The 16,672-nt window shown below is 66.7% G+C and carries 18 protein-coding genes; 8 read left to right on the forward strand and 10 right to left on the reverse strand.

Annotation, left to right across the window (positions count from 1 at the left end):
• Positions 1-104: 104 nt before the first annotated feature.
• Positions 105-2,171: an ATP-dependent helicase gene (locus BS74_RS02905; protein WP_038058791.1), complete on the forward strand. Its 2,067-nt coding sequence runs from the start codon at positions 105-107 to the stop codon at positions 2,169-2,171.
• A gap of 8 nt (positions 2,172-2,179) precedes the next feature.
• Positions 2,180-2,905, forward strand: a complete 726-nt coding sequence (locus BS74_RS02910; protein WP_038055892.1) for a hypothetical protein — start codon at positions 2,180-2,182, stop codon at positions 2,903-2,905.
• Here BS74_RS02910 and BS74_RS02915 read toward each other — a convergent pair.
• The 4 genes from BS74_RS02915 to gltX all read right to left on the reverse strand — a co-directional run bounded on the left by BS74_RS02915 (position 2,893) and on the right by gltX (position 6,318).
• Complete coding sequence (locus BS74_RS02915) at positions 2,893-3,303, reverse strand: disulfide oxidoreductase (RefSeq protein ID WP_038058792.1); 411 nt, start codon at positions 3,301-3,303, stop codon at positions 2,893-2,895. The genes BS74_RS02910 and BS74_RS02915 overlap by 13 nt on opposite strands.
• Before the next feature lie 203 nt (positions 3,304-3,506).
• The gene (ftsY, locus tag BS74_RS02920; RefSeq protein ID WP_038055894.1) at positions 3,507-4,421 is read right to left on the reverse strand and encodes a signal recognition particle-docking protein FtsY; all 915 of its coding nucleotides are present in this window, start codon (positions 4,419-4,421) and stop codon (positions 3,507-3,509) included.
• Between the two features lie 9 nt (positions 4,422-4,430).
• On the reverse strand, positions 4,431-4,871 hold the full coding sequence (locus tag BS74_RS02925; protein WP_038055897.1) for a hypothetical protein: 441 nt from the start codon (positions 4,869-4,871) through the stop codon (positions 4,431-4,433).
• 34 nt (positions 4,872-4,905) lie between these two features.
• Positions 4,906-6,318: a glutamate--tRNA ligase gene (gene gltX / locus BS74_RS02930; protein WP_038055898.1), complete on the reverse strand. Its 1,413-nt coding sequence runs from the start codon at positions 6,316-6,318 to the stop codon at positions 4,906-4,908.
• Positions 6,319-6,372: 54 nt separating this feature from the next.
• Here gltX and lptB point away from each other — a divergent pair, with 54 nt between their 5' ends.
• On the forward strand, positions 6,373-7,101 hold the full coding sequence (lptB, locus tag BS74_RS02935) for an LPS export ABC transporter ATP-binding protein (protein ID WP_038055900.1): 729 nt from the start codon (positions 6,373-6,375) through the stop codon (positions 7,099-7,101).
• 3 nt (positions 7,102-7,104) lie between these two features.
• Positions 7,105-8,490 carry a DUF3084 domain-containing protein gene (locus tag BS74_RS02940; protein WP_038055902.1) on the forward strand — a complete coding sequence of 462 codons (1,386 nt, stop codon included), beginning with the start codon at positions 7,105-7,107 and terminating at the stop codon, positions 8,488-8,490.
• Here the strand turns inward: BS74_RS02940 and prmC are convergent.
• From prmC to rpmH, 6 genes are all read right to left on the reverse strand, one after another.
• Complete coding sequence (gene prmC / locus BS74_RS02945) at positions 8,398-9,255, reverse strand: peptide chain release factor N(5)-glutamine methyltransferase (RefSeq protein ID WP_038055904.1); 858 nt, start codon at positions 9,253-9,255, stop codon at positions 8,398-8,400. The genes BS74_RS02940 and prmC overlap by 93 nt on opposite strands.
• Positions 9,218-9,805, reverse strand: a complete 588-nt coding sequence (locus tag BS74_RS02950; protein ID WP_038055905.1) for a Jag family protein — start codon at positions 9,803-9,805, stop codon at positions 9,218-9,220. The genes prmC and BS74_RS02950 overlap by 38 nt, the downstream gene beginning before the upstream one ends.
• Positions 9,806-9,814: 9 nt before the next feature.
• Entirely contained in the window at positions 9,815-11,107 is a 1,293-nt protein-coding gene (locus tag BS74_RS02955; RefSeq protein ID WP_038055906.1) for a YidC/Oxa1 family membrane protein insertase, read from the reverse strand.
• Positions 11,104-11,352: a membrane protein insertion efficiency factor YidD gene (gene yidD, locus BS74_RS02960; RefSeq protein ID WP_038055907.1), complete on the reverse strand. Its 249-nt coding sequence runs from the start codon at positions 11,350-11,352 to the stop codon at positions 11,104-11,106. The genes BS74_RS02955 and yidD overlap by 4 nt, the downstream gene beginning before the upstream one ends.
• A gap of 5 nt (positions 11,353-11,357) precedes the next feature.
• The gene (gene rnpA, locus BS74_RS02965) at positions 11,358-11,615 is read right to left on the reverse strand and encodes a ribonuclease P protein component (RefSeq protein WP_245606069.1); all 258 of its coding nucleotides are present in this window, start codon (positions 11,613-11,615) and stop codon (positions 11,358-11,360) included.
• Positions 11,616-11,695: 80 nt separating this feature from the next.
• On the reverse strand, positions 11,696-11,842 hold the full coding sequence (gene rpmH / locus BS74_RS11610; protein WP_081914585.1) for a 50S ribosomal protein L34: 147 nt from the start codon (positions 11,840-11,842) through the stop codon (positions 11,696-11,698).
• Between the two features lie 169 nt (positions 11,843-12,011).
• On the opposite strand from rpmH, the gene BS74_RS02970 reads away from it, so the two are divergent.
• From BS74_RS02970 to BS74_RS02985, 4 genes are read left to right on the forward strand one after another with little or no spacing between them, the layout of a single operon-like run.
• Positions 12,012-12,773 carry an ABC transporter ATP-binding protein gene (locus BS74_RS02970; RefSeq protein WP_038055908.1) on the forward strand — a complete coding sequence of 254 codons (762 nt, stop codon included), beginning with the start codon at positions 12,012-12,014 and terminating at the stop codon, positions 12,771-12,773.
• On the forward strand, positions 12,770-14,704 hold the full coding sequence (locus tag BS74_RS02975) for a long-chain fatty acid--CoA ligase (protein WP_038055910.1): 1,935 nt from the start codon (positions 12,770-12,772) through the stop codon (positions 14,702-14,704). The genes BS74_RS02970 and BS74_RS02975 overlap by 4 nt, the downstream gene beginning before the upstream one ends.
• Positions 14,701-15,594, forward strand: coding sequence for a branched-chain amino acid ABC transporter permease (locus BS74_RS02980; protein ID WP_038055913.1), 894 nt, complete (start codon positions 14,701-14,703; stop codon positions 15,592-15,594). The genes BS74_RS02975 and BS74_RS02980 overlap by 4 nt, the downstream gene beginning before the upstream one ends.
• On the forward strand, positions 15,591-16,658 hold the full coding sequence (locus BS74_RS02985) for a branched-chain amino acid ABC transporter permease (RefSeq protein ID WP_038055923.1): 1,068 nt from the start codon (positions 15,591-15,593) through the stop codon (positions 16,656-16,658). The genes BS74_RS02980 and BS74_RS02985 overlap by 4 nt, the downstream gene beginning before the upstream one ends.
• Positions 16,659-16,672 lie beyond the last annotated feature (14 nt).

Below are 16,672 nucleotides of genomic sequence, written 5' to 3' on the forward strand. Positions count from 1 at the left end.
CCTAAAGTCTACCCCGTGGTACACTCTCCCCCGTGGAAGGGGAGGGTCAGCGCGGGTTCTCGGGGACGCATGGGCCCCAAGGCGGCCATCCCGGCGATGGGCTCCTGGGCCCCCTGAACGAGGCCCAGCGCCAGGCGGTCTTGCACTTTGAGGGGCCGGCCCTGGTGGTGGCGGGGGCGGGGAGCGGCAAGACCCGGACCGTGGTCCACCGGGTGGCCTACCTCATCGCCCAAAGGGGCGTCTTCCCCTCGGAGATCCTGGCGGTCACCTTCACCAACAAGGCCGCCGAGGAGATGAGGGAGCGCCTTAGGCGGATGGTGAAGGGGGCAGGGGAGCTTTGGGTCGCCACCTTCCACTCCGCCGCCTTGCGGATTCTTAGGGTCTACGGGGAGAGGGTGGGGTTGAGGCCGGGGTTTGTGGTCTACGACGAGGACGACCAGACCGCCCTTATCAAGGAGGTGTTGAAGGAGCTCGGGCTGGCCGCCAGGCCTGGGCCCCTCAAGGCCCTGTTGGATCGGGCCAAGAACCAGGGGGTGGCCCCGGAGGCCCTCCTTGCGGAGCTTCCCGAATACTATGCGGGCCTTAGCCGGGGGAGGCTTCAAGACGTGCTCCAGCGCTACCAGGAGGCCCTAAAGGCCCAGGGGGCCTTGGACTTCGGGGACATCCTCCTTTACGCCCTGCGCCTTTTGGAGGAGGACCCGGAGGTGTTGAAGCGGGTCAGGAAGCGGGCCCGCTTCATCCACGTGGACGAGTACCAGGACACGAACCCCGTGCAGTACCGCTTCACCAAGCTCCTGGCGGGGGAGGAGGCCAACCTCATGGCCGTGGGGGACCCGGACCAGGGGATTTATTCCTTCCGCGCCGCCGACATCCGGAACATCCTGGACTTCACCCGCGACTTCCCCGGGGCCAAGGTGTACCGCCTCGAGGAGAACTACCGCTCCGCCGAGGCCATCCTGCGCTTCGCCAACGCCCTCATCGTCCACAACGCCCTGCGCCTGGAAAAGACCTTGAGGCCCGTGAAGCCTGGGGGGGAGCCCGTGCGCCTCTATAGGGCCCGGGATGCCCGGGACGAGGCCCGCTTCGTGGCCGAGGAGATCGGGCGCCTAGGGCCCCCCTTTGACCGGGTGGCGGTGCTTTACCGCACCAACGCGCAAAGCCGCCTCCTGGAGCAGGCCTTGGCCTCCCGGGGGATCCCGGCCCGGGTGGTGGGCGGGGTGGGGTTTTTTGAGCGGGCGGAGGTGAAGGACCTTTTGGCCTACGCCCGCCTTGCCCTGAACCCCCTGGACGGGGTGAGCCTGAAGCGGGTGCTGAACACGCCTCCCCGGGGCATCGGCCCCGCCACGGTCGAGCGGCTTGCCCGCATCGCCCAGGAGCAGGGGCTTCCCCTCTTTGAGGCCCTGAAGGTGGGGGCGGAAACCCTGCCCCGGCCCGAGCCCCTGCGCCATTTCCTGGCCCTCATGGAGGAACTCCAGGACCTGGCCATGGGCCCGGCGGAGGGGTTTTTCCGCCACCTCCTCGAGGCCACCGATTACCTCGCCTACCTGCGCGAGGCCTACCCCGAGGACCTGGAGGACCGTCTGGAGAACGTGGAGGAGCTCTTGAGGGCGGCCAAGGAGGCGGAGGGGCTTATGGAGTTTCTGGACAAGGTGGCCCTCACCGCTAAGGCGGAGGAACCCGCCGAGCCTGCGGGCAAGGTGGCCCTCATGACCCTGCACAACGCCAAGGGGCTGGAGTTCCCCGTGGTCTTTGTGGTGGGGGTGGAGGAAGGGCTTTTGCCCCACCGCTCCTCCTTGAACACCCTGGAGGGCCTGGAGGAGGAGCGCCGCCTCTTCTACGTGGGGGTGACCCGCGCCCAGGAGAGGCTCTACCTCTCCTATGCGGAGGAAAGGGAGGTCTATGGGCGCACCGAGGCCAGCCGGCCAAGCCGCTTCCTGGAGGAGGTGGACGGGGGGCTTTACGAGGAGTACGACCCCTACCGGCTTCCCGCCAAGACCCCCCCAGCCCACCGGCCCAAGCCGGGGGCCTTCAAGGGGGGGGAAAGGGTGGTCCACCCCCGCTTCGGCCCGGGCACGGTGGTGGCGGCCATGGGGGACGAGGTGACCGTGCACTTTGAGGGGGTGGGCCTGAAGCGCTTCTCCCTGAAGTACGCGGACCTCCGTCCCGCCTGAGGTGGCCCATGCGGCCGGAGTACCACAAGACCCGCCCCCTGGTCTTCCTCCACTGGAAGCCCTCCCCCCTCTTTGATCGGCTGGTGGCCGAGGTGGCCACGGCCAAGCTTCCCCTCTTCCCCTACCCCGTGGAGACGGAGGACCCCTGGAAGGTGCTTTTCTGCCTGGCCCCCTTGGGGCTGGCAGGGGCGGTGCTAGGGGAGGCCTTGCCGCCTCCTCTGGACGTGGCCCCGGGCCTTTTCCTGGAGGCGGAGGCCCGGGAGGCGGGGCTTGTGGACCTTTTGCTGCCCCGGGTGGGGGGGGTGGCCGGGCAGTACACGGAAGGGGTGGCCCTGGAACGCTTTCTCTCCGCCCACTTTCCCGGGGCCAGGGGGCTTTGGCTTGGGCCCTTACGGCCTGCCCTGGCCCCTTTCCTCAGGCCCTTGGCCCAGGTTTCCGTGGTGGCCGGAAGCTTCGCCGAGGGGGATAGCTTCCTGGCCCGCCTGCCGGAGCGGGCCCGGGGGCACGTGGGGCTGAGGCCGGAGGAGGTGAGGGCCCTTGCCCTAAGGGCGGACGTCCTCCTCTATGCGGGGGGACGGCTTGGCCTGGATCTTCTCCAACCCTTCCACGCCCTCCTGGCCCTTGCCCCCGTGGACCGGGGGGTTTGGGAAAGGGTGCAGGTGGTCTACCCCCCGGAGGACCTCCTGGGCTACAGGGTGCGGGCGGTCCTCGAGGGCCTCGGCTACCCCCTTTGACGGGCCTCCCGGGCCAGAAGCCCCATGCTTAGGGCGATCAAGATGAAGGCGATCAGGGCCTGCAAGGGGATGGGAAACTGGGGGATGTACTCCACGGAACAAGGCACCGGGGGCTTGCAGGCCAGGGTGAAGAGGTCGGGGAACCTCTGTTCCAGGAGGTGCAGGGTGCTGAGGCTCCCGCCGATGAGGGAGAGGGCCAGGCTGTAGGGCCAGATGGCGAAATCCTGCCGCCAAAGGGCCAGGCCCAGCACCACCGCCTGGGGGTACATGAAGATGCGCTGGTACCAGCAGAGCTCGCAGGGCAAGAAAAGCCGCACCTCGGAGTAGTAAAGGCTTCCTAAGGTGGCCACCAGGGCCACCAGCCAGGCAAAGGCGAGGAGAAAAGGGGCGCGCTGCATGGAGCAAAGCATACCCCTAAACGGACTTTTACTGGGAAGAGGGACGGAGGGTGTTCGCCGGGGCCTACCGCCCCAAGCGGGGTGCCGCCACTATCCGTGGCGCCGGGGGAGAGGAGGGCTAGGTGCCCCATGGGGGGCCCCAAAAAGGCTATGGCCCTTCCTTCCCGAGGGGCGTGTCTTGCGGCAACCCCCTGCGCCGGCCCTTAAGCCTCCAACAGCGCTTCCACAAAGGCCTCCGCGTCAAAGGGCTGGAGGTCCTCCGGGCCTTCCCCCACCCCGATGAAGCGGATGGGCACCTTCAGGGTGCGCACGATGGGCACCAGGACCCCGCCCTTGGCGGTGCCGTCCAGTTTGGTGACGATGACCCCGGTGAGCCCCACCGCCTCGTGGAAGCGCTTGGCCTGCTCCAGGCCGTTTTGCCCGGTGACGGCGTCCAGCACCAGCCAGACCTCCTTGGGCTCCTCGGGGTCGGCCTTGGCGATGGCCCGCTTCACCTTCTTCAGCTCCTCCATGAGGTTGTGCTTGGTGTGGAGGCGGCCCGCGGTGTCCACCAGGAGGAGGTCGTAGCCCCGGGCCTTGCGGGCCTGGGCGGCGTCAAAGGCCAAGGCGGCGGGGTCGGCCCCTTCGGGCCCCTGGATCACGGGGATGGAGAGGCGCTTCCCCCACTCGGCAAGCTGGGCGCCCCCGGCGGCGCGGAAGGTGTCCCCCGCGCAGAACATCACCTTCTTGCCCAAGTTCTGGTAATAGCGGCCCAGTTTGGCGATGGTGGTGGTCTTGCCCACCCCGTTCACCCCCACCACCAGGACCACGTGGCCTTTGGGCTCCACGGGCTTGGGGGCCTGGGGGCGGAAGCCCAGCTTGCGGAGCGTGGCCCGGCGCTCGTCCGGCTCCAGCATCTGGACGAGTTTCTCCTTGACCGCCTCCTTCAGGTCCCTTCGCCTCGAGGCCCGCACCTCGGCCAGGAGCTCCTCGGTGGCGGGCAGGCCCACGTCGGCGGCGAGGAGGGCCATTTCCAGCTCCTCCAGCACCTCCTCGGGGTCGGCCCCCCAGGGGATGGCCCCAAGGAGCCTTTCCCGGGTCTTGGAGAGGCCGGCCTTGAGGCGCTCAAAAAACCCCATGGCTAACCCCTAGCGGAAGTTGACCCCCAGGGCGAAGCGCCAGACCTTGGGGAAGTCGGCGAAGCCGTAGACGTAGCTGCCCTCCGCGAAGAGGCCGGTGTAGGGGTCCAAAAGCCCTTCCATCCCCAGGGTGAAGCTCACCCCCGCGGTGAGGCTTGGTCCCACCACGGCGCTCAGGCCCCCGCCGAAGTAGGGGAGGAGGCCCTTGAGGCTTGGGTCGTACTGGCCCAGGTCGGGTTTGAAGAGGAGGGCGGCCTCGAGGGCCACCCCGGGGGCCGCGGGGGCAAGCTCCGCGGCCAGGCGGCCAAAGAGGTTCTGCCGCAGGCGGCTTTCCACCCCCGCCCCAAAGGTGAGGCCCAGGCCCTCCCCATAGCCAAAGCGCATCTCTATGGCGCTTTGCGCGCCCGCCAATCCGAGAAGGAGCGCAAGAAGCGGAAGAAGACGCCTCATGACGACCAGTATAGCCCCTTTGCGCCGCTTTTCCCTAGCTCCCCTCCAGGGCCCGGTCCAGTCGGGAAAGCGTCCTCTTTTTGCCCAGGAGGGCCATGATCTCAAAAAGCCCCGGGGTCTCCAGGCTCCCCGTGAGGGCGGCCCTAAGGGGCTGGGCCACCTGCCCGAGCTTCAGGCCCCTTTCCTGGGCGAAGCCCCGAAGGAGGCCCTCCAGGGCGCTTTCGCTCCAGTCCTCCTGGGCCTCGAGGAGGGGCCTTGCCTCCCGCAGAAGGGAAAGGCCCTCCCGCAGCTTCTCCTGGGCCCTTTCCGAAAAGGGGTAGTCCTCGCGGAAGAGGTAGGGGGCTTTTTCCGGAAGCTCCTTCAGGGTGTCAAACCGGGGGCGCATGAGCTCCACCGCCCGATGCAGGTAGGCCTCATCCGGCCAGGAGCATCCCGCGGCCTCCAAGAAGGGCTTCGCCCTTTCCGCCACCTCCTCCAAGGGAAGCACCTCGCGGATGTACTTGCCGTTCATCCAGCGGAGCTTCTCCAGGTCAAAGACCGGGCCTCCCAAGGAAACCCGCTCCCAGGTGAAGGCCTGGATGAGCTCCTCCAGGGTGAAGATCTCCCGCCCATCGGGCATGGAGAAGCCCATCAGGGCCAGGTAGTTCCTCAAGGCCTCGGGCAAAAACCCTTCCGCCTTGTACCACTCCAAGGAGGTGTGGCTTTTGCGCTTGCTGATCTTGGTCTTGTCGGGGTTGCGCAAAAGGGGCATGTGGTAGAACTTGGGCACCGCCCAGCCGAAGGCCCGGTAGAGCAGGACGTGAATGGGGGTGGAGACCAGCCACTCCTCGGCCCGGATCACGTCCGTGACCCCCATGAGGTGGTCGTCCACCACGTTGGCCAGGTGGTAGGTGGGGTAGCCATCGGACTTGAGGAGGACCACGTCGGGGATCTCGGCGTTGTCGTAGGTTACCACCCCCCGGAGCTCGTCCCTCACCTCCGTGGTGCCGGGCCGGGGAACCTTGAGGCGGATCACGTGGGGCTCGCCCCTGCGCGCCCGTTCCTCGGCCTCCTCGGGGGGGATGTGGCGGGCGCGGCCGTCGTAGCCGCCCTTTTCCTTGCGGATTCTTTCCAGCTCCTCTGGGGTCTCAAAGGCCCGGTAGGCCCAACCTCGCTTCAGGAGCTCCTCCGCGTGCTTCTGGTAAAGGGGAAGCCTTTCCGACTGCCGGTAAGGGCCCCTAGGCCCCCCGATGTCCGGCCCCTCGTCGTAGGGGATGCCCAGCCACTTGAGGGCGGCCAGGATGCGCTCCTCCGCCCCGGGCACGTAGCGGGCGCGGTCGGTGTCCTCAATGCGCACCAGGAAACGGCCCCCGTTCTTCCTGGCCCACACGTAGTTGAAGAGGGCGATGTAGGCCGTGCCCACGTGGGGGTCCCCCGTGGGGCTTGGGGCGATGCGGGTCACCACCATACCTCGCCCATTATCTCACCCGGGGCTAAAGGTTGGGGCTTAGGCTTTAGGGTAATGAACGGGGAGCTTCAGGCCCAGGGCTTGCGCAAGCGCTACGGTCCCAAGGAGGTGGTGCGGGGGGTGGACCTGCACCTGAAAAGGGGGGAGATCGTGGCCCTCTTCGGCCCCAACGGGGCAGGGAAGACCACCACCTTCTACATGATGGTGGGCTTCATAAGGCCCACGGGAGGGCGCATCTTCCTGAAGGGGCAGGAGGTGAGCCGCCTGCCCATGTACCGCCGGGCCCAGCTGGGCCTCGGCTACCTGCCCCAAGAGCCCTCCGCCTTCCGCCGCATGACGGTGTTGGAGAACCTTCTGGCCATCCTGGAGTTCCAGCCCCTTTCCAAGGGGGAACGCCTGGAAAAGGCCAAGGCGTTATTGGAGGAGCTTGCCATCTACCACCTCAAGGACCGCATGGCCTACGCCCTTTCCGGCGGGGAAAGGCGCAGGCTGGAGATGGCCCGCGCCCTTTGCACGGACCCGGACTTTATCCTCCTGGACGAGCCCTTCACCGGGGTGGACCCCAAGAACGTCAAGGAGATCCAAAAGGTCATCGCCGAGCTACGGGAGAGGCGGGGGGTGGGGGTCTTCATCACCGACCACGCGGTGCGGGAGACCCTGGCCATCACCGACCGGGTGTACGTGATGTACGACGGCCAGATCCTCTTCCACGGGGACCCCGATACCTTCGCCCGGGACCAAGGGGTGAGGCGGCACTACCTGGGGGAAGACTACGAGCTTTAGGCCATGACCTTCTGGGCCCTCCTCATCCTCATCCTCCTCCTCGCGGCTTTGGTGGCCTATTTGGGGGACAAGGTGGCCAAGTGGGCGGGGAAGCGCCACTACCGCCTCTTCGGCCTTCGGCCCCGGCAGACCGCCACCCTGATTGCCGTCCTCACGGGGGTGGGGATCGCCCTTTTCAGCTACCTGGGCTTCCTGTTGGTCTTTCGGGAGGCCAGGGAGGTGATCCTCGAGGCCCAGGCCATCCGGGCCGAGCGGGACCAGCTGAAGCGGGAGCAACTCCTCCTCTTAGAGGCCAAGGCCGCCATGGAGGCCGAGGCCAGTAGGGCCCTGGCGGAGCTCAACGCCCTACGGGAGGAAAGGCGAACCCTGGTCCAGGCCCTGGAGCAGGCCGGGGTGGTGAGAAGCCGCCTGGAGGAGGAGGCCAAGGCCCTGGCCGCCCAGGTGAAGGTCCTGGAGAGGGAGAAGGAGGCCCTGGCCCGGCTTCTCCAGGAAAGAAGCCAAGAGCTGAACAAGAAGACGGCGGAGCTTGCGGAGAAGGTTCGGGCGCTTCAAGGCTTGGAAGGGCGCTTGGCCGCCCTCCAGGAGGCGGCCAAACGGGCGGAGGCGGAAAAAGCCCGGCTCACCGAGGAGAAAAAGCGCCTGCAGGCTGAGGTGCTTCAGGCCCTCGCCCGCCTGGAGGAAGCCCGGGGGCAGCGCCAGGCCCTGGCCCAGGAGGTGGAGGCCCTCAAGGCCAACCTGGGCAAGGCCCGGGAGGAGCTTCGCCAAACGGAGGAAAGGGTAAGGAGCCTCCTGGTGCAGGCGGAGGTGCTCCAGGGGGAGAAGGGGCAGCTTTCCCAGAGCCTCATCCGGCTTAGCCAAGGCCTCTACCTGGGGGAGGTGCGCCTGGGGGCGGAGGAGGGGAAGGCGGTTTTGGAACGGGTGGCCGAGCGCCGGGCCCTTCTCCAGGGCTTCCGGGGGGTGGAGGTCTTGGACGCCCCCTTGGGCCCGGGGCTTGCGGTGCTGGAGGGGGCGGGGTACCGGGAGGGGAGGCTTTTGGTGCGGGTGCGCTTCTACCCCGAGCGCAAGGCCTTTGCCATGGGGGAGGTTCTGGCCGCCCGCACCCTGCTCCTTTCTACCCCGGCCCGCAACCAGGAGGCCCTGGAGGCCCTGGGGGAGGCTGTGCGGCAGAGGCTTTTGCAGGCGGGGTATCCCCCGGAGTACGCCACCTTCCCCTCCCCCGAGGAGCTCGCCCGGGGGCTTTCCCTCCTTCAGGGGAAGAGGGGGGTGGTGCGGGTGGAGGTGGTGGCGGCCAAGGATCTATGGACCACGGAGAGGCCCCTCCTCTTCTTCCAGCTCCTGGGGGGGCCTCCGGGCCCGGAGGTACCGGTCCCGACCCGAAAGGTCCCGTAGCACCGCCACCTCTGCCCAGCCCTGGCCCTTGAGTTCCTCCGCCAGCAGGTGCACGTTTTCCGGGGCGAGCTCCAGGAGGAGGAACCCGCCCGGTTTGAGGGCCCGCCTGGCCTCCTGGGCCAGGGGCCGGGCCACGTCCAGCCCCTCCCTGCCCGCATAGAGGGCCTGGGGGTTTTCCCAGGCCAGCTCCCGGGGAGCCTGGGCCCGGTAGGCCTCGGGCAAATAGGGGGGGTTGGAGACGATGAGGTCCAGCCCCCTCAACCCGCCGGTGAGGGGGGCTTGGAGAAAGGCCACCTCGAGGCCCAGCCCGCCGGCGTTCTCCTGGGCTAAGGCCAGGGCCTCGGGGTCGGTGTCCGTGGCCCACACCTGGGCTTCCGGGAGGTGTGCCTTTAGGGCAAGGGCGATGGCCCCGGTGCCCGTGCCCACGTCCAGGATGCGGGGCCTTGGGGGTAAGGGCAGGCCCAGGGCCAGCTCCACCAGGCCTTCCGTTTCCGGGCGGGGAATGAGGACCCCCTCCGCCACCCGGAGGGGCAGGCCGAAGAACTCCACCTCCTTCAGAAGGTACTGGAGGGGGTAGCCCGCAAGGCGCTTCTCCAGGAGGGCCCGGGCCCTTTCGGCCGTGCCTGGGGGTGGGGGCTCGGGGAGGTGGAGGAGGAGCTCCTTTCGCGAGCGCCTCGAGGCCAAGGCCAGGAGGTCCAGGGCCTCCCTCTCCGGCAGCCCCCCCTCCTTAAGCCTCCTCTCCAGTTCGCGCAGGAGCTTGACCACGGGGGTAGACCACCACGTGCCGCTCCTCCCCTTCCCCTTGGCTTTCCGTGGTCACCTGGGGGTGGTTTTTGAGGAGCATGTGGACGATGCGCCGTTCCGCGGGGCGCATGGGGGGGAGATGGAGGGGCTCCTGGGTCATGGCCACGGTGAGGGCGGCCTCCTCGGCGAGCTTGCGGATCTTTTCCTCCTGGCGCTTGCGGTAGCCGGCGGCGTCCAGGACCACCCGGTAGGCCCCGCCGAAATGCTTGGCCAGCACCACCCCGGCCAGGTACTCCACGGCCTTCAAGGTGCGCCCCTCCTTGCCGATGAAGCGTCCCAGGTCCCCGCCCTTGACCTCCGCCTTTAGGAGGTTCCCCTCCTGGCGCACCTCCACGTAATGGGCTGGGTCCAGGCGCAGGAGGAGGTCCACCAAGAACTCCTCCAGCACCTCCTTAGGTCCTTTGGGGCGGGGTTCTTTCCCCGCCTCTTTAAGCTCCACCTCCACCGGGGCCTCCTCCAGCACCCCCAGGTCGGAGAGGAGGTCGTCAATGCTCTTTTTCTTCTCCTCCATGCCCTCAGTTTACGCCGCCAGGGGCTTGAGGCTCTTGTTGATGAGCCACTGCTGCACCAGGCCGATGAGGTTGGAGAGCACCCAGTAGAGGGTCACCCCGGAGGGGAACTGCAGGACCAGGAAGATGAAGATCAGGTTCATGAAGAGGCTCTGGCGGATCAGGTCCTTGTTGCCGTGGGCGGAAAGCCAGGTGGAGAGGAAGGTGGAGGCCACGTAGAGGGCGGGGAGGATGTAGAAGGGGTCGGGCAGGGCCAGGTCGGGGATCCAGAGGAGGCCCTGGCCGAACTCGTAGTTGGCGATCACCTTCCAGAGGATGAAGAGGATGGGCATTTGGATGAAGAGGGGCAGGCAGCCGGCGGCGGGGTTCACCTTGTGCTCCTGGTAAAGCTTCATGGTGGCCTCCGCCCGCTTGTTGGGGTCGTCCTTGTACTTTTCGTTGATCTTTTGGATGAGGGGCTGGAGGCGTTGCATCTCCGCCATGCTCTTGAACTGTTGGTGCATGAGGGGCCAGAGGAGGAGGCGCACCACCAGGGTCAGGAAAAGGATGGCCAGGCCCCAGCTTCCCGTATAGCGGAAGGCCACCTCCATGAGCCAGAGAAGGCCCAGGGAAAGCTGCCCCCAGATGTTGGGGGAAAAGAGCCCGGGAAGGGCAAGGAGCCCCTCCACGTGGAAGCGCACCAGCTCGTTTTGGCCCCCGTAGATCCTTAAGGTTTCCCCGGGGGCCAGGGTAAGGGTGGCCTCCTTGCCCACCAGCTTGCCCGGAAGGGGTGCCTGGGCGAAAGCCACCAGGGCATAGCCCGCCTTGGGCCTGGTCTGCCAGGCCAGGTAGGCCAGCCTGCCTTCCCCGCTGGGGGTGGGCTCCTTCTGGCCCTCCAGGAGCACCTTGGGGCTTCCCTGGGCGGAAAGCCTCAGGGTGAGGGGGAAGTCGGCGCCCACCTGGACGGTGTAGCGGCCCTTCTCGATGCGGTAGGTGAGGGTGCCTTCGGGCCCCTGGAAGCGGGCCAGCAGCCGGCCATCCTCCACCAGGAACTCCGCCTTTTCCGGGGTGAAGCCCACCGGGGCCACCACGGGCCCGTTGGCGGAGAGGTTGGGGGCCCGGGTGTAGTCGTTGAAGGCGGTGCCCTTGTAGGTCTTCACGTACCAGCCCACCACCTGGCCTTCGCGGTTGAAGGCCAGGTCCATGAGGTTGGTGACGGCCACCTTCTCCGCCACCCCGTCCCCGTTGACGTCCTGGTCCTTGAAGCCGGCCTCCAAGGCCAGGGCGGGCAGGAGGAGGAAGAGGAGGGCGAAGAGCCGCTTCATCGGGCGCCCTCCTTTGCCCTCCTGGGCGGGAAGACCAGGGGCACCGGGTCCAGCCCGCCGGGGTGCAGGGGGTGGCACTTCAGGATGCGCCTGGCGGCCAGGTAGCTCCCCCATAGGGCACCATGGCGCTCCAGGGCCTCGAGGGCATAGGCGGAGCAGGTGGGGTGGAAGCGGCAGGTCTTGGGTTTGAGGGGGGAGAGGAACCTGCGGTAGGCCTTGACCAGAAGAATCAGTACGCCGCGCACGCCGCCTATTGTATCAGCCCGCTCTTCTTGAGGGCGCGGATGAGGTCTTGGAAGAGTTCGGCGTAGGCGGCCCCTCGAGCCTCGGGGCTCGCCACCACCAGGAGGTGGGCCTTGGGGAGGTGGAGGCGGCGAAGGATCTCCCTCAGGCGGCGTTTGATGCGGTTGCGCACCACCGCCTTGCCCACCTTCTTGGAGACCACGATCCCCACCCGGAGCTCGGGGGCGGGGAGCCACTTCACGCTTAAAAACCGGCCCCGCCCCATGCGTCCCTGGCGGAGCCTTTGGAAAGCCCGGTCGCCCTTAAGGGAAAGGAGTTTACCCCCCGCCGTAGGGGGGGGGTGCCTCAGGCGTTCACCTTGGGGGTGAGGCGCCAGCGTCCCTTCTGCCTTCTGCGCTTCAACACCTTCCTGCCGCCTGGGGTCCTCATGCGGGCCCGGAAGCCGTGGGTCTTGGCCCGCTTCCTCCGGTTGGGTTGCCAGGTCCTTTTCATCCATTTCCCTCCCTGGGGCCTTGGCCCCCAAGTACCTTAAAGAGTGTAGCATAGAAGAGGCCATACGGGGTCTAACGGTTTTTTACACCTTGGCAAGAGAGCGTTGACATCCCTTTGGGCCCCTCCTTATACTTCCCCTCAAACGGCTCGGTTGTCAGGGAGGAGGTCCGTGGCCCAGCTTCTGGTGGAGAACATCACCCTAACCTTTGGCGGCGTGGCTGCCCTTACCTCGGTTTCCCTAGCGGTGGAGAAGGGGGAGCTGGTTTCCGTCATCGGCCCCAACGGGGCGGGGAAGACGAGCCTTTTAAACTGCATTTCGGGCTTTTACCACCCCCAGCGAGGACGGATCCTCTTTGAGGGGCACGAGATCACCCGCTCAAGCCCCCATGAGGTGACCCGTCTGGGCATCGCCCGCGCCTTCCAGAACATTGAGCTTTTCTCTGGCCTTACCGTGCTGGAGAACCTCATGCTGGCCCGCCACACCCACCTGGCCTATAACCTGGCCCAGGCCGGGGTGTTTTACGGCAGGGCCCTGGATAAGGAGGTGGAAAACCGGCGGGTGGTGGAGGAGGTCATCGACTTCATGGAGCTGGAGCCCTACCGCAAGGCCCTGGTGGGGAACCTCCCTTACGGGGTTAGGAAGCGGGTGGAGGTGGCCCGGGCCCTTTCCCTCTCCCCCAAGCTCCTTCTCCTGGACGAGCCCATGGCGGGGATGACCCTGGAGGAGAAGGAGGACATGGTGCGCTTCATCCTGGAGATCCGGGCCCAGGGCACCACGGTGATCCTCATCGAACACGACCTAGGGGTGGTCATGGACATCTCCGACCGGGTCTATGTGCTGGACTTCGGTCAGGTGATCGCGGAAGGGGCCCCGGAGGAGGTGGCCAGGAATCCCCGGGTCCAGGAGGCCTACCTGGGGGTGGAGGCATGAAGGCCCTAAGGCCCTCCCACGAGATGAAGCGGTACACCCTGCCCCAGCTTCTGCGCCTCCGGGCGGAAAAGGAGGGGGACCGGGTGGCCCTGAGGGAAAAGGACTATGGCATCTGGAACGAGATCACCTACGCCGAGTACTACGAAAAGGTCCTCCTCTTCGCCCACGGCCTCCTCTCCTTAGGGTTCCAGCCCGGGGAGCGTTTGGCCATCATCGCCGACAACATCCCCGAGTGGCTCTACGCCGAGCTCGGGGCCCAGGCGGTCAGGGGGATCAGCGTGGGGGTCTACCAAAGCAGCCTCCCCGCCGAGATCGCCTACATGCTGGCCTACACCGGGGCTAGCTTCGTGCTTGCCGAGGACCAGGAGCAGGTGGACAAGCTCTACGAGATCCGCAACGAGATCCCCCAGGTCCGCCACGTGATCTACGAGGACCCCAAGGGCATGCGGGGCTATCGGGACCCCTGGCTCCTTTCCTTTGAGGAGGTCCTGGAGCGGGGCCGGGAGCACCGGAGGAGGCATCCGGACGCCGTGGAGCGGCTTCTCCTCGAGGCCAGCCCCGAGGAGGTCTGCCACCTCTCCTCCACCTCGGGCACCACGGGCCGCCCCAAGGCGGCCATGCTCCGCCACCGCAACCTCATCCACATGGGGGTGGCCCTGCAGGAGGTGGACCCGCTATTGCCCACGGACGACTACCTTTCCTTCCTCCCCCTGGCCTGGATCGGGGAGCAGATGATGTCCGTGGCCATGGCCCTTACCGGGGGGTTTGCCGTGAACTTCCCCGAGGCGGTGGAAACCGCCATGCAGGACCTGAAGGAGATCGGCCCCCACGTGATGTTCAGCCCGCCCAGGGTCTGGGAGAGCCTCCAAAGCAGCATCTGGGTGCGCATGTCGGAGTCCTACCCTTTCAACCGCTTCGTGTACGAGAGGCTTCTCCGGATAGGCTACCGGGCGGCGGAGTACCGCATGCGGGGGAGGCCCATGCCCTTGGGGCTTTGCCTTTCCTACTGGCTTGCGGACCAGGTGCTCTTCAAGCCCCTTAGGGACCAGCTGGGCTTTTTGCGTCTCCGTCGGGCCTATACCGGGGGCGCCGCCTTGGGGCCCGACGTCTTTCGCTTCTTCCACGCCATCGGGGTGAACCTGAAGCAGATCTACGGCCAGACCGAGATCAGCGGCATCGCCTTCGTCCACCGGGATGGGGACGTGCGCCACGACACCGTGGGCCTCCCCATTCCCGGAACCGAGGTGCGCATCAGCGAGGAGGGGGAGATCCTCTGCCGCTCCGATGCGGTCTGCGCCGGGTACTGGGAGCGCCCCGAGGCCACGGCGGAGGCTTTCCGCGACGGCTGGCTTCACACCGGGGATGCCGGCTACCTCACGGAGGACGGGCACCTGGTGGTGATCGACCGGCTTTCCGACGTGATGCGCACGGAGAAGGGCACGGTTTTCAGCCCCCAGTTCGTGGAGAACAAGCTGAAGTTCTCCCCCTACATCAAGGAGGCGGTGGTCTTCGGGGACCGCAAGCCGTACCTGGCGGCCTTCATCAACATCGACCCCCAGACGGTGGGCAAGTGGGCGGAGGACCAGGGGCTCGCGTATACCACCTACCTGGACCTTTCCCTGAAGCCTGAGGTGGCCGAGCTCATCCGCAAGGAGGTGGAGAAGGTGAACCGCGAGCTGCCCGAGGACCTCAGGATCCGGCGCTTTGTCCTCCTCTACAAGCTCCTGGACGCCGACGACGAGGAGCTCACCCGCACGGGCAAGGTGCGCCGGGGCCTCGTGGCCAAGAGGTACGCACCCTTGGTGGAGGCCCTGTATGCCCCGGTGGAAGGCGTGGAGGTGGAGGCTGAGTACCGTTACCAGGATGGAAGCGTTCAGCGGGTGCGGGCCCGGGTGCCGGTTTTGGACCTGCGGGAGGAGGTGGTGGCGTGAGTTTCTTCTTGCAGCTCCTTTTCTCCGGGATTGTCCTGGGCTTGGTCTACGCCCTGGCGGCCTTGGGCTTCGTCCTCATCTACAAGGCCAGCCGGGTGGTGAACTTCGCCCAAGGGCAGTTCATCGCCATAGGGGCCTTTCTGGCCTACTGGGCCATGGTGTCCTTGGGGGCGCCCTTCCTCCTTGCCGCAGCCTTGGCCTTGGCCCTGACCGCCCTGCTGGGTTTTGGGGTGGAGCGGGTCTTTCTCAAGCGCATGGTGGGTCAGCCCATCATCTCGGTCATCATGGCCACCATCGGCCTGGCCTCCTTGTTGGATGGCCTCATCCACCTCACCCCCTATGGGGCGGGGAACTTTAGCTACCCCAGCTTCCTTCCCGCAGGGGGGGTGGCCCTTCTTGGGGTGCAGATCTCCTATGCCCAGCTTTTGGCCGTGGCCTTTACCCTGGTGTTTCTCCTGGCCTTCACCTGGTTTTTCCAGCGTTCCACCCTGGGTGTGGCCATGCGGAGCGTGGCCGACGACCAGATGGCGGCCATGAGCCTGGGCGTTTCCGTGGAGAGGGTGTTCGCCCTGGCCTGGGCGGCGGCGGGGCTCACGGCGGCGGCCGCGGGGATGGTGGTGGGCACCATCTCCGGCCTCAACCTGGACGGCCTGGTGCACATCGGCTTGCGGGTTTTCCCCGTGGTGATCCTGGGGGGATTGGATTCCATCCCGGGGGCGGTGGTGGCGGGCATCCTCATCGGGGTTTTGGAGAACCTGGCGGCGGGGTTCCTGGACCCCCTCATCCCCGGCGGGGGCACCCGGGATGTCTTCCCCTTCCTGGTGCTCCTTCTGGTCCTTTGGTTCAAGCCCCATGGCCTTTTTGGCACGGAGGAGATTGAGCGCGTATGAGAAACCCTTGGGCCCAGACCGGAAACTACCGCACCTCTTACCGGCAGGACACCAGCATCTTCGCCACCCACCGGGAGCTGGTTTCCCTCCTCCTTTTCCTAGGCGTGCTCTTGGTGTTGCCGCAGTTCCTCTCCCGCACCCAGGTCTTCATCCTGGACCTGATCCTGGTTTACAGCGTGGCGGTTTTGGGCCTTAACATCACCACCGGCTACGCGGGCCTCATCAACATCGGCCAGGCGGCCTTCATGGGGGTGGGGGCGTACACCGCGGCCCTTTTGGCTCCCCAGGGGCTTCCCTTTTGGCTGGTGGTTCCCGTGGGCGGGTTGGTGGCGGCCTTCTTCGGTTTCCTGGTGGGGATTCCCAGTCTGCGGGTAAAACACCTGTACTTGGCCCTGGCCACCTTGGCCTTCCAGGTGGTGTTTGAGTGGGCCGTGGGCCACACGCCCCTTCTCAAACAGGGGGGGGCCATGGACATCCCCCGGGCGAGCCTTTTGGGCTACGAGGCGGGCTTTCGCAACCACTTCCACTTCTGGTACTACGCTTCCCTGACCGTTTTGGTCCTCCTTGCGGTCTTCTTCCGCAACCTCCTGCGCACCCGCTACGGCAGGGCCCTGGTGGCGGTGAGGGACAACGACCGGGCGGCGGACGCCATGGGCATGGACCCGGGGCGCACCAAGCTCTTCGCCTTTGCCCTGGGGGCCTTCTACGCGGGGGTGGCGGGGGTGCTTTACGCCTACCTTTCCCGGGCGGTGGTCATCGAGGACTACACCTTTGCGGTTTCCATCAAGCTTTTGGCCATGGCCATCGTGGGGGGGTTGGGTACCCTGGTGGGGAGTTTCCTGGGGCCGGCTTTTCTGGAGCTTCTGGACGTGAACATGGAGGCGCTTTCCAACCTCATCAAGGCCCTGGGGTTCAGCGTGGCGGGGGTGGATGTGGCCAGCGCCCTAAGGCCCTTGGCCTTTGGCCTGATCATTGTGCTTTTCCTTATGTTTGAACCCCGGGGGCTTTACAACTGGTGGCGCTTGGTGCGAAGCTACTTCCGCACCTGGCCCTTCAAGTACTAGGCAACCCCCCTTTT

Source organism: Thermus amyloliquefaciens, from assembly GCF_000744885.1.
In the GTDB taxonomy this organism is placed as follows: domain Bacteria; phylum Deinococcota; class Deinococci; order Deinococcales; family Thermaceae; genus Thermus; species Thermus amyloliquefaciens.

Bases quoted from the DNA above. Each gene is read 5' to 3' on its own strand.
- BS74_RS02910 (WP_038055892.1), top strand. From the start codon at position 2,180: ATGCGGCCGGAGTACCACAAGACCCGCCCCCTGGTCTTCCTCCACTGG.
- BS74_RS02915 (WP_038058792.1), bottom strand. From the start codon at position 3,303: ATGCAGCGCGCCCCTTTTCTCCTCGCCTTTGCCTGGCTGGTGGCCCTG.
- ftsY (WP_038055894.1), bottom strand. From the start codon at position 4,421: ATGGGGTTTTTTGAGCGCCTCAAGGCCGGCCTCTCCAAGACCCGGGAA.
- BS74_RS02925 (WP_038055897.1), bottom strand. From the start codon at position 4,871: ATGAGGCGTCTTCTTCCGCTTCTTGCGCTCCTTCTCGGATTGGCGGGC.
- gltX (WP_038055898.1), bottom strand. From the start codon at position 6,318: ATGGTGGTGACCCGCATCGCCCCAAGCCCCACGGGGGACCCCCACGTG.
- lptB (WP_038055900.1), top strand. From the start codon at position 6,373: ATGAACGGGGAGCTTCAGGCCCAGGGCTTGCGCAAGCGCTACGGTCCC.
- BS74_RS02940 (WP_038055902.1), top strand. From the start codon at position 7,105: ATGACCTTCTGGGCCCTCCTCATCCTCATCCTCCTCCTCGCGGCTTTG.
- BS74_RS02950 (WP_038055905.1), bottom strand. From the start codon at position 9,805: ATGGAGGAGAAGAAAAAGAGCATTGACGACCTCCTCTCCGACCTGGGG.
- BS74_RS02955 (WP_038055906.1), bottom strand. From the start codon at position 11,107: ATGAAGCGGCTCTTCGCCCTCCTCTTCCTCCTCCTGCCCGCCCTGGCC.
- rnpA (WP_245606069.1), bottom strand. From the start codon at position 11,615: ATGGGGCGGGGCCGGTTTTTAAGCGTGAAGTGGCTCCCCGCCCCCGAG.
- rpmH (WP_081914585.1), bottom strand. From the start codon at position 11,842: ATGAAAAGGACCTGGCAACCCAACCGGAGGAAGCGGGCCAAGACCCAC.
- BS74_RS02975 (WP_038055910.1), top strand. From the start codon at position 12,770: ATGAAGGCCCTAAGGCCCTCCCACGAGATGAAGCGGTACACCCTGCCC.
- BS74_RS02985 (WP_038055923.1), top strand. From the start codon at position 15,591: ATGAGAAACCCTTGGGCCCAGACCGGAAACTACCGCACCTCTTACCGG.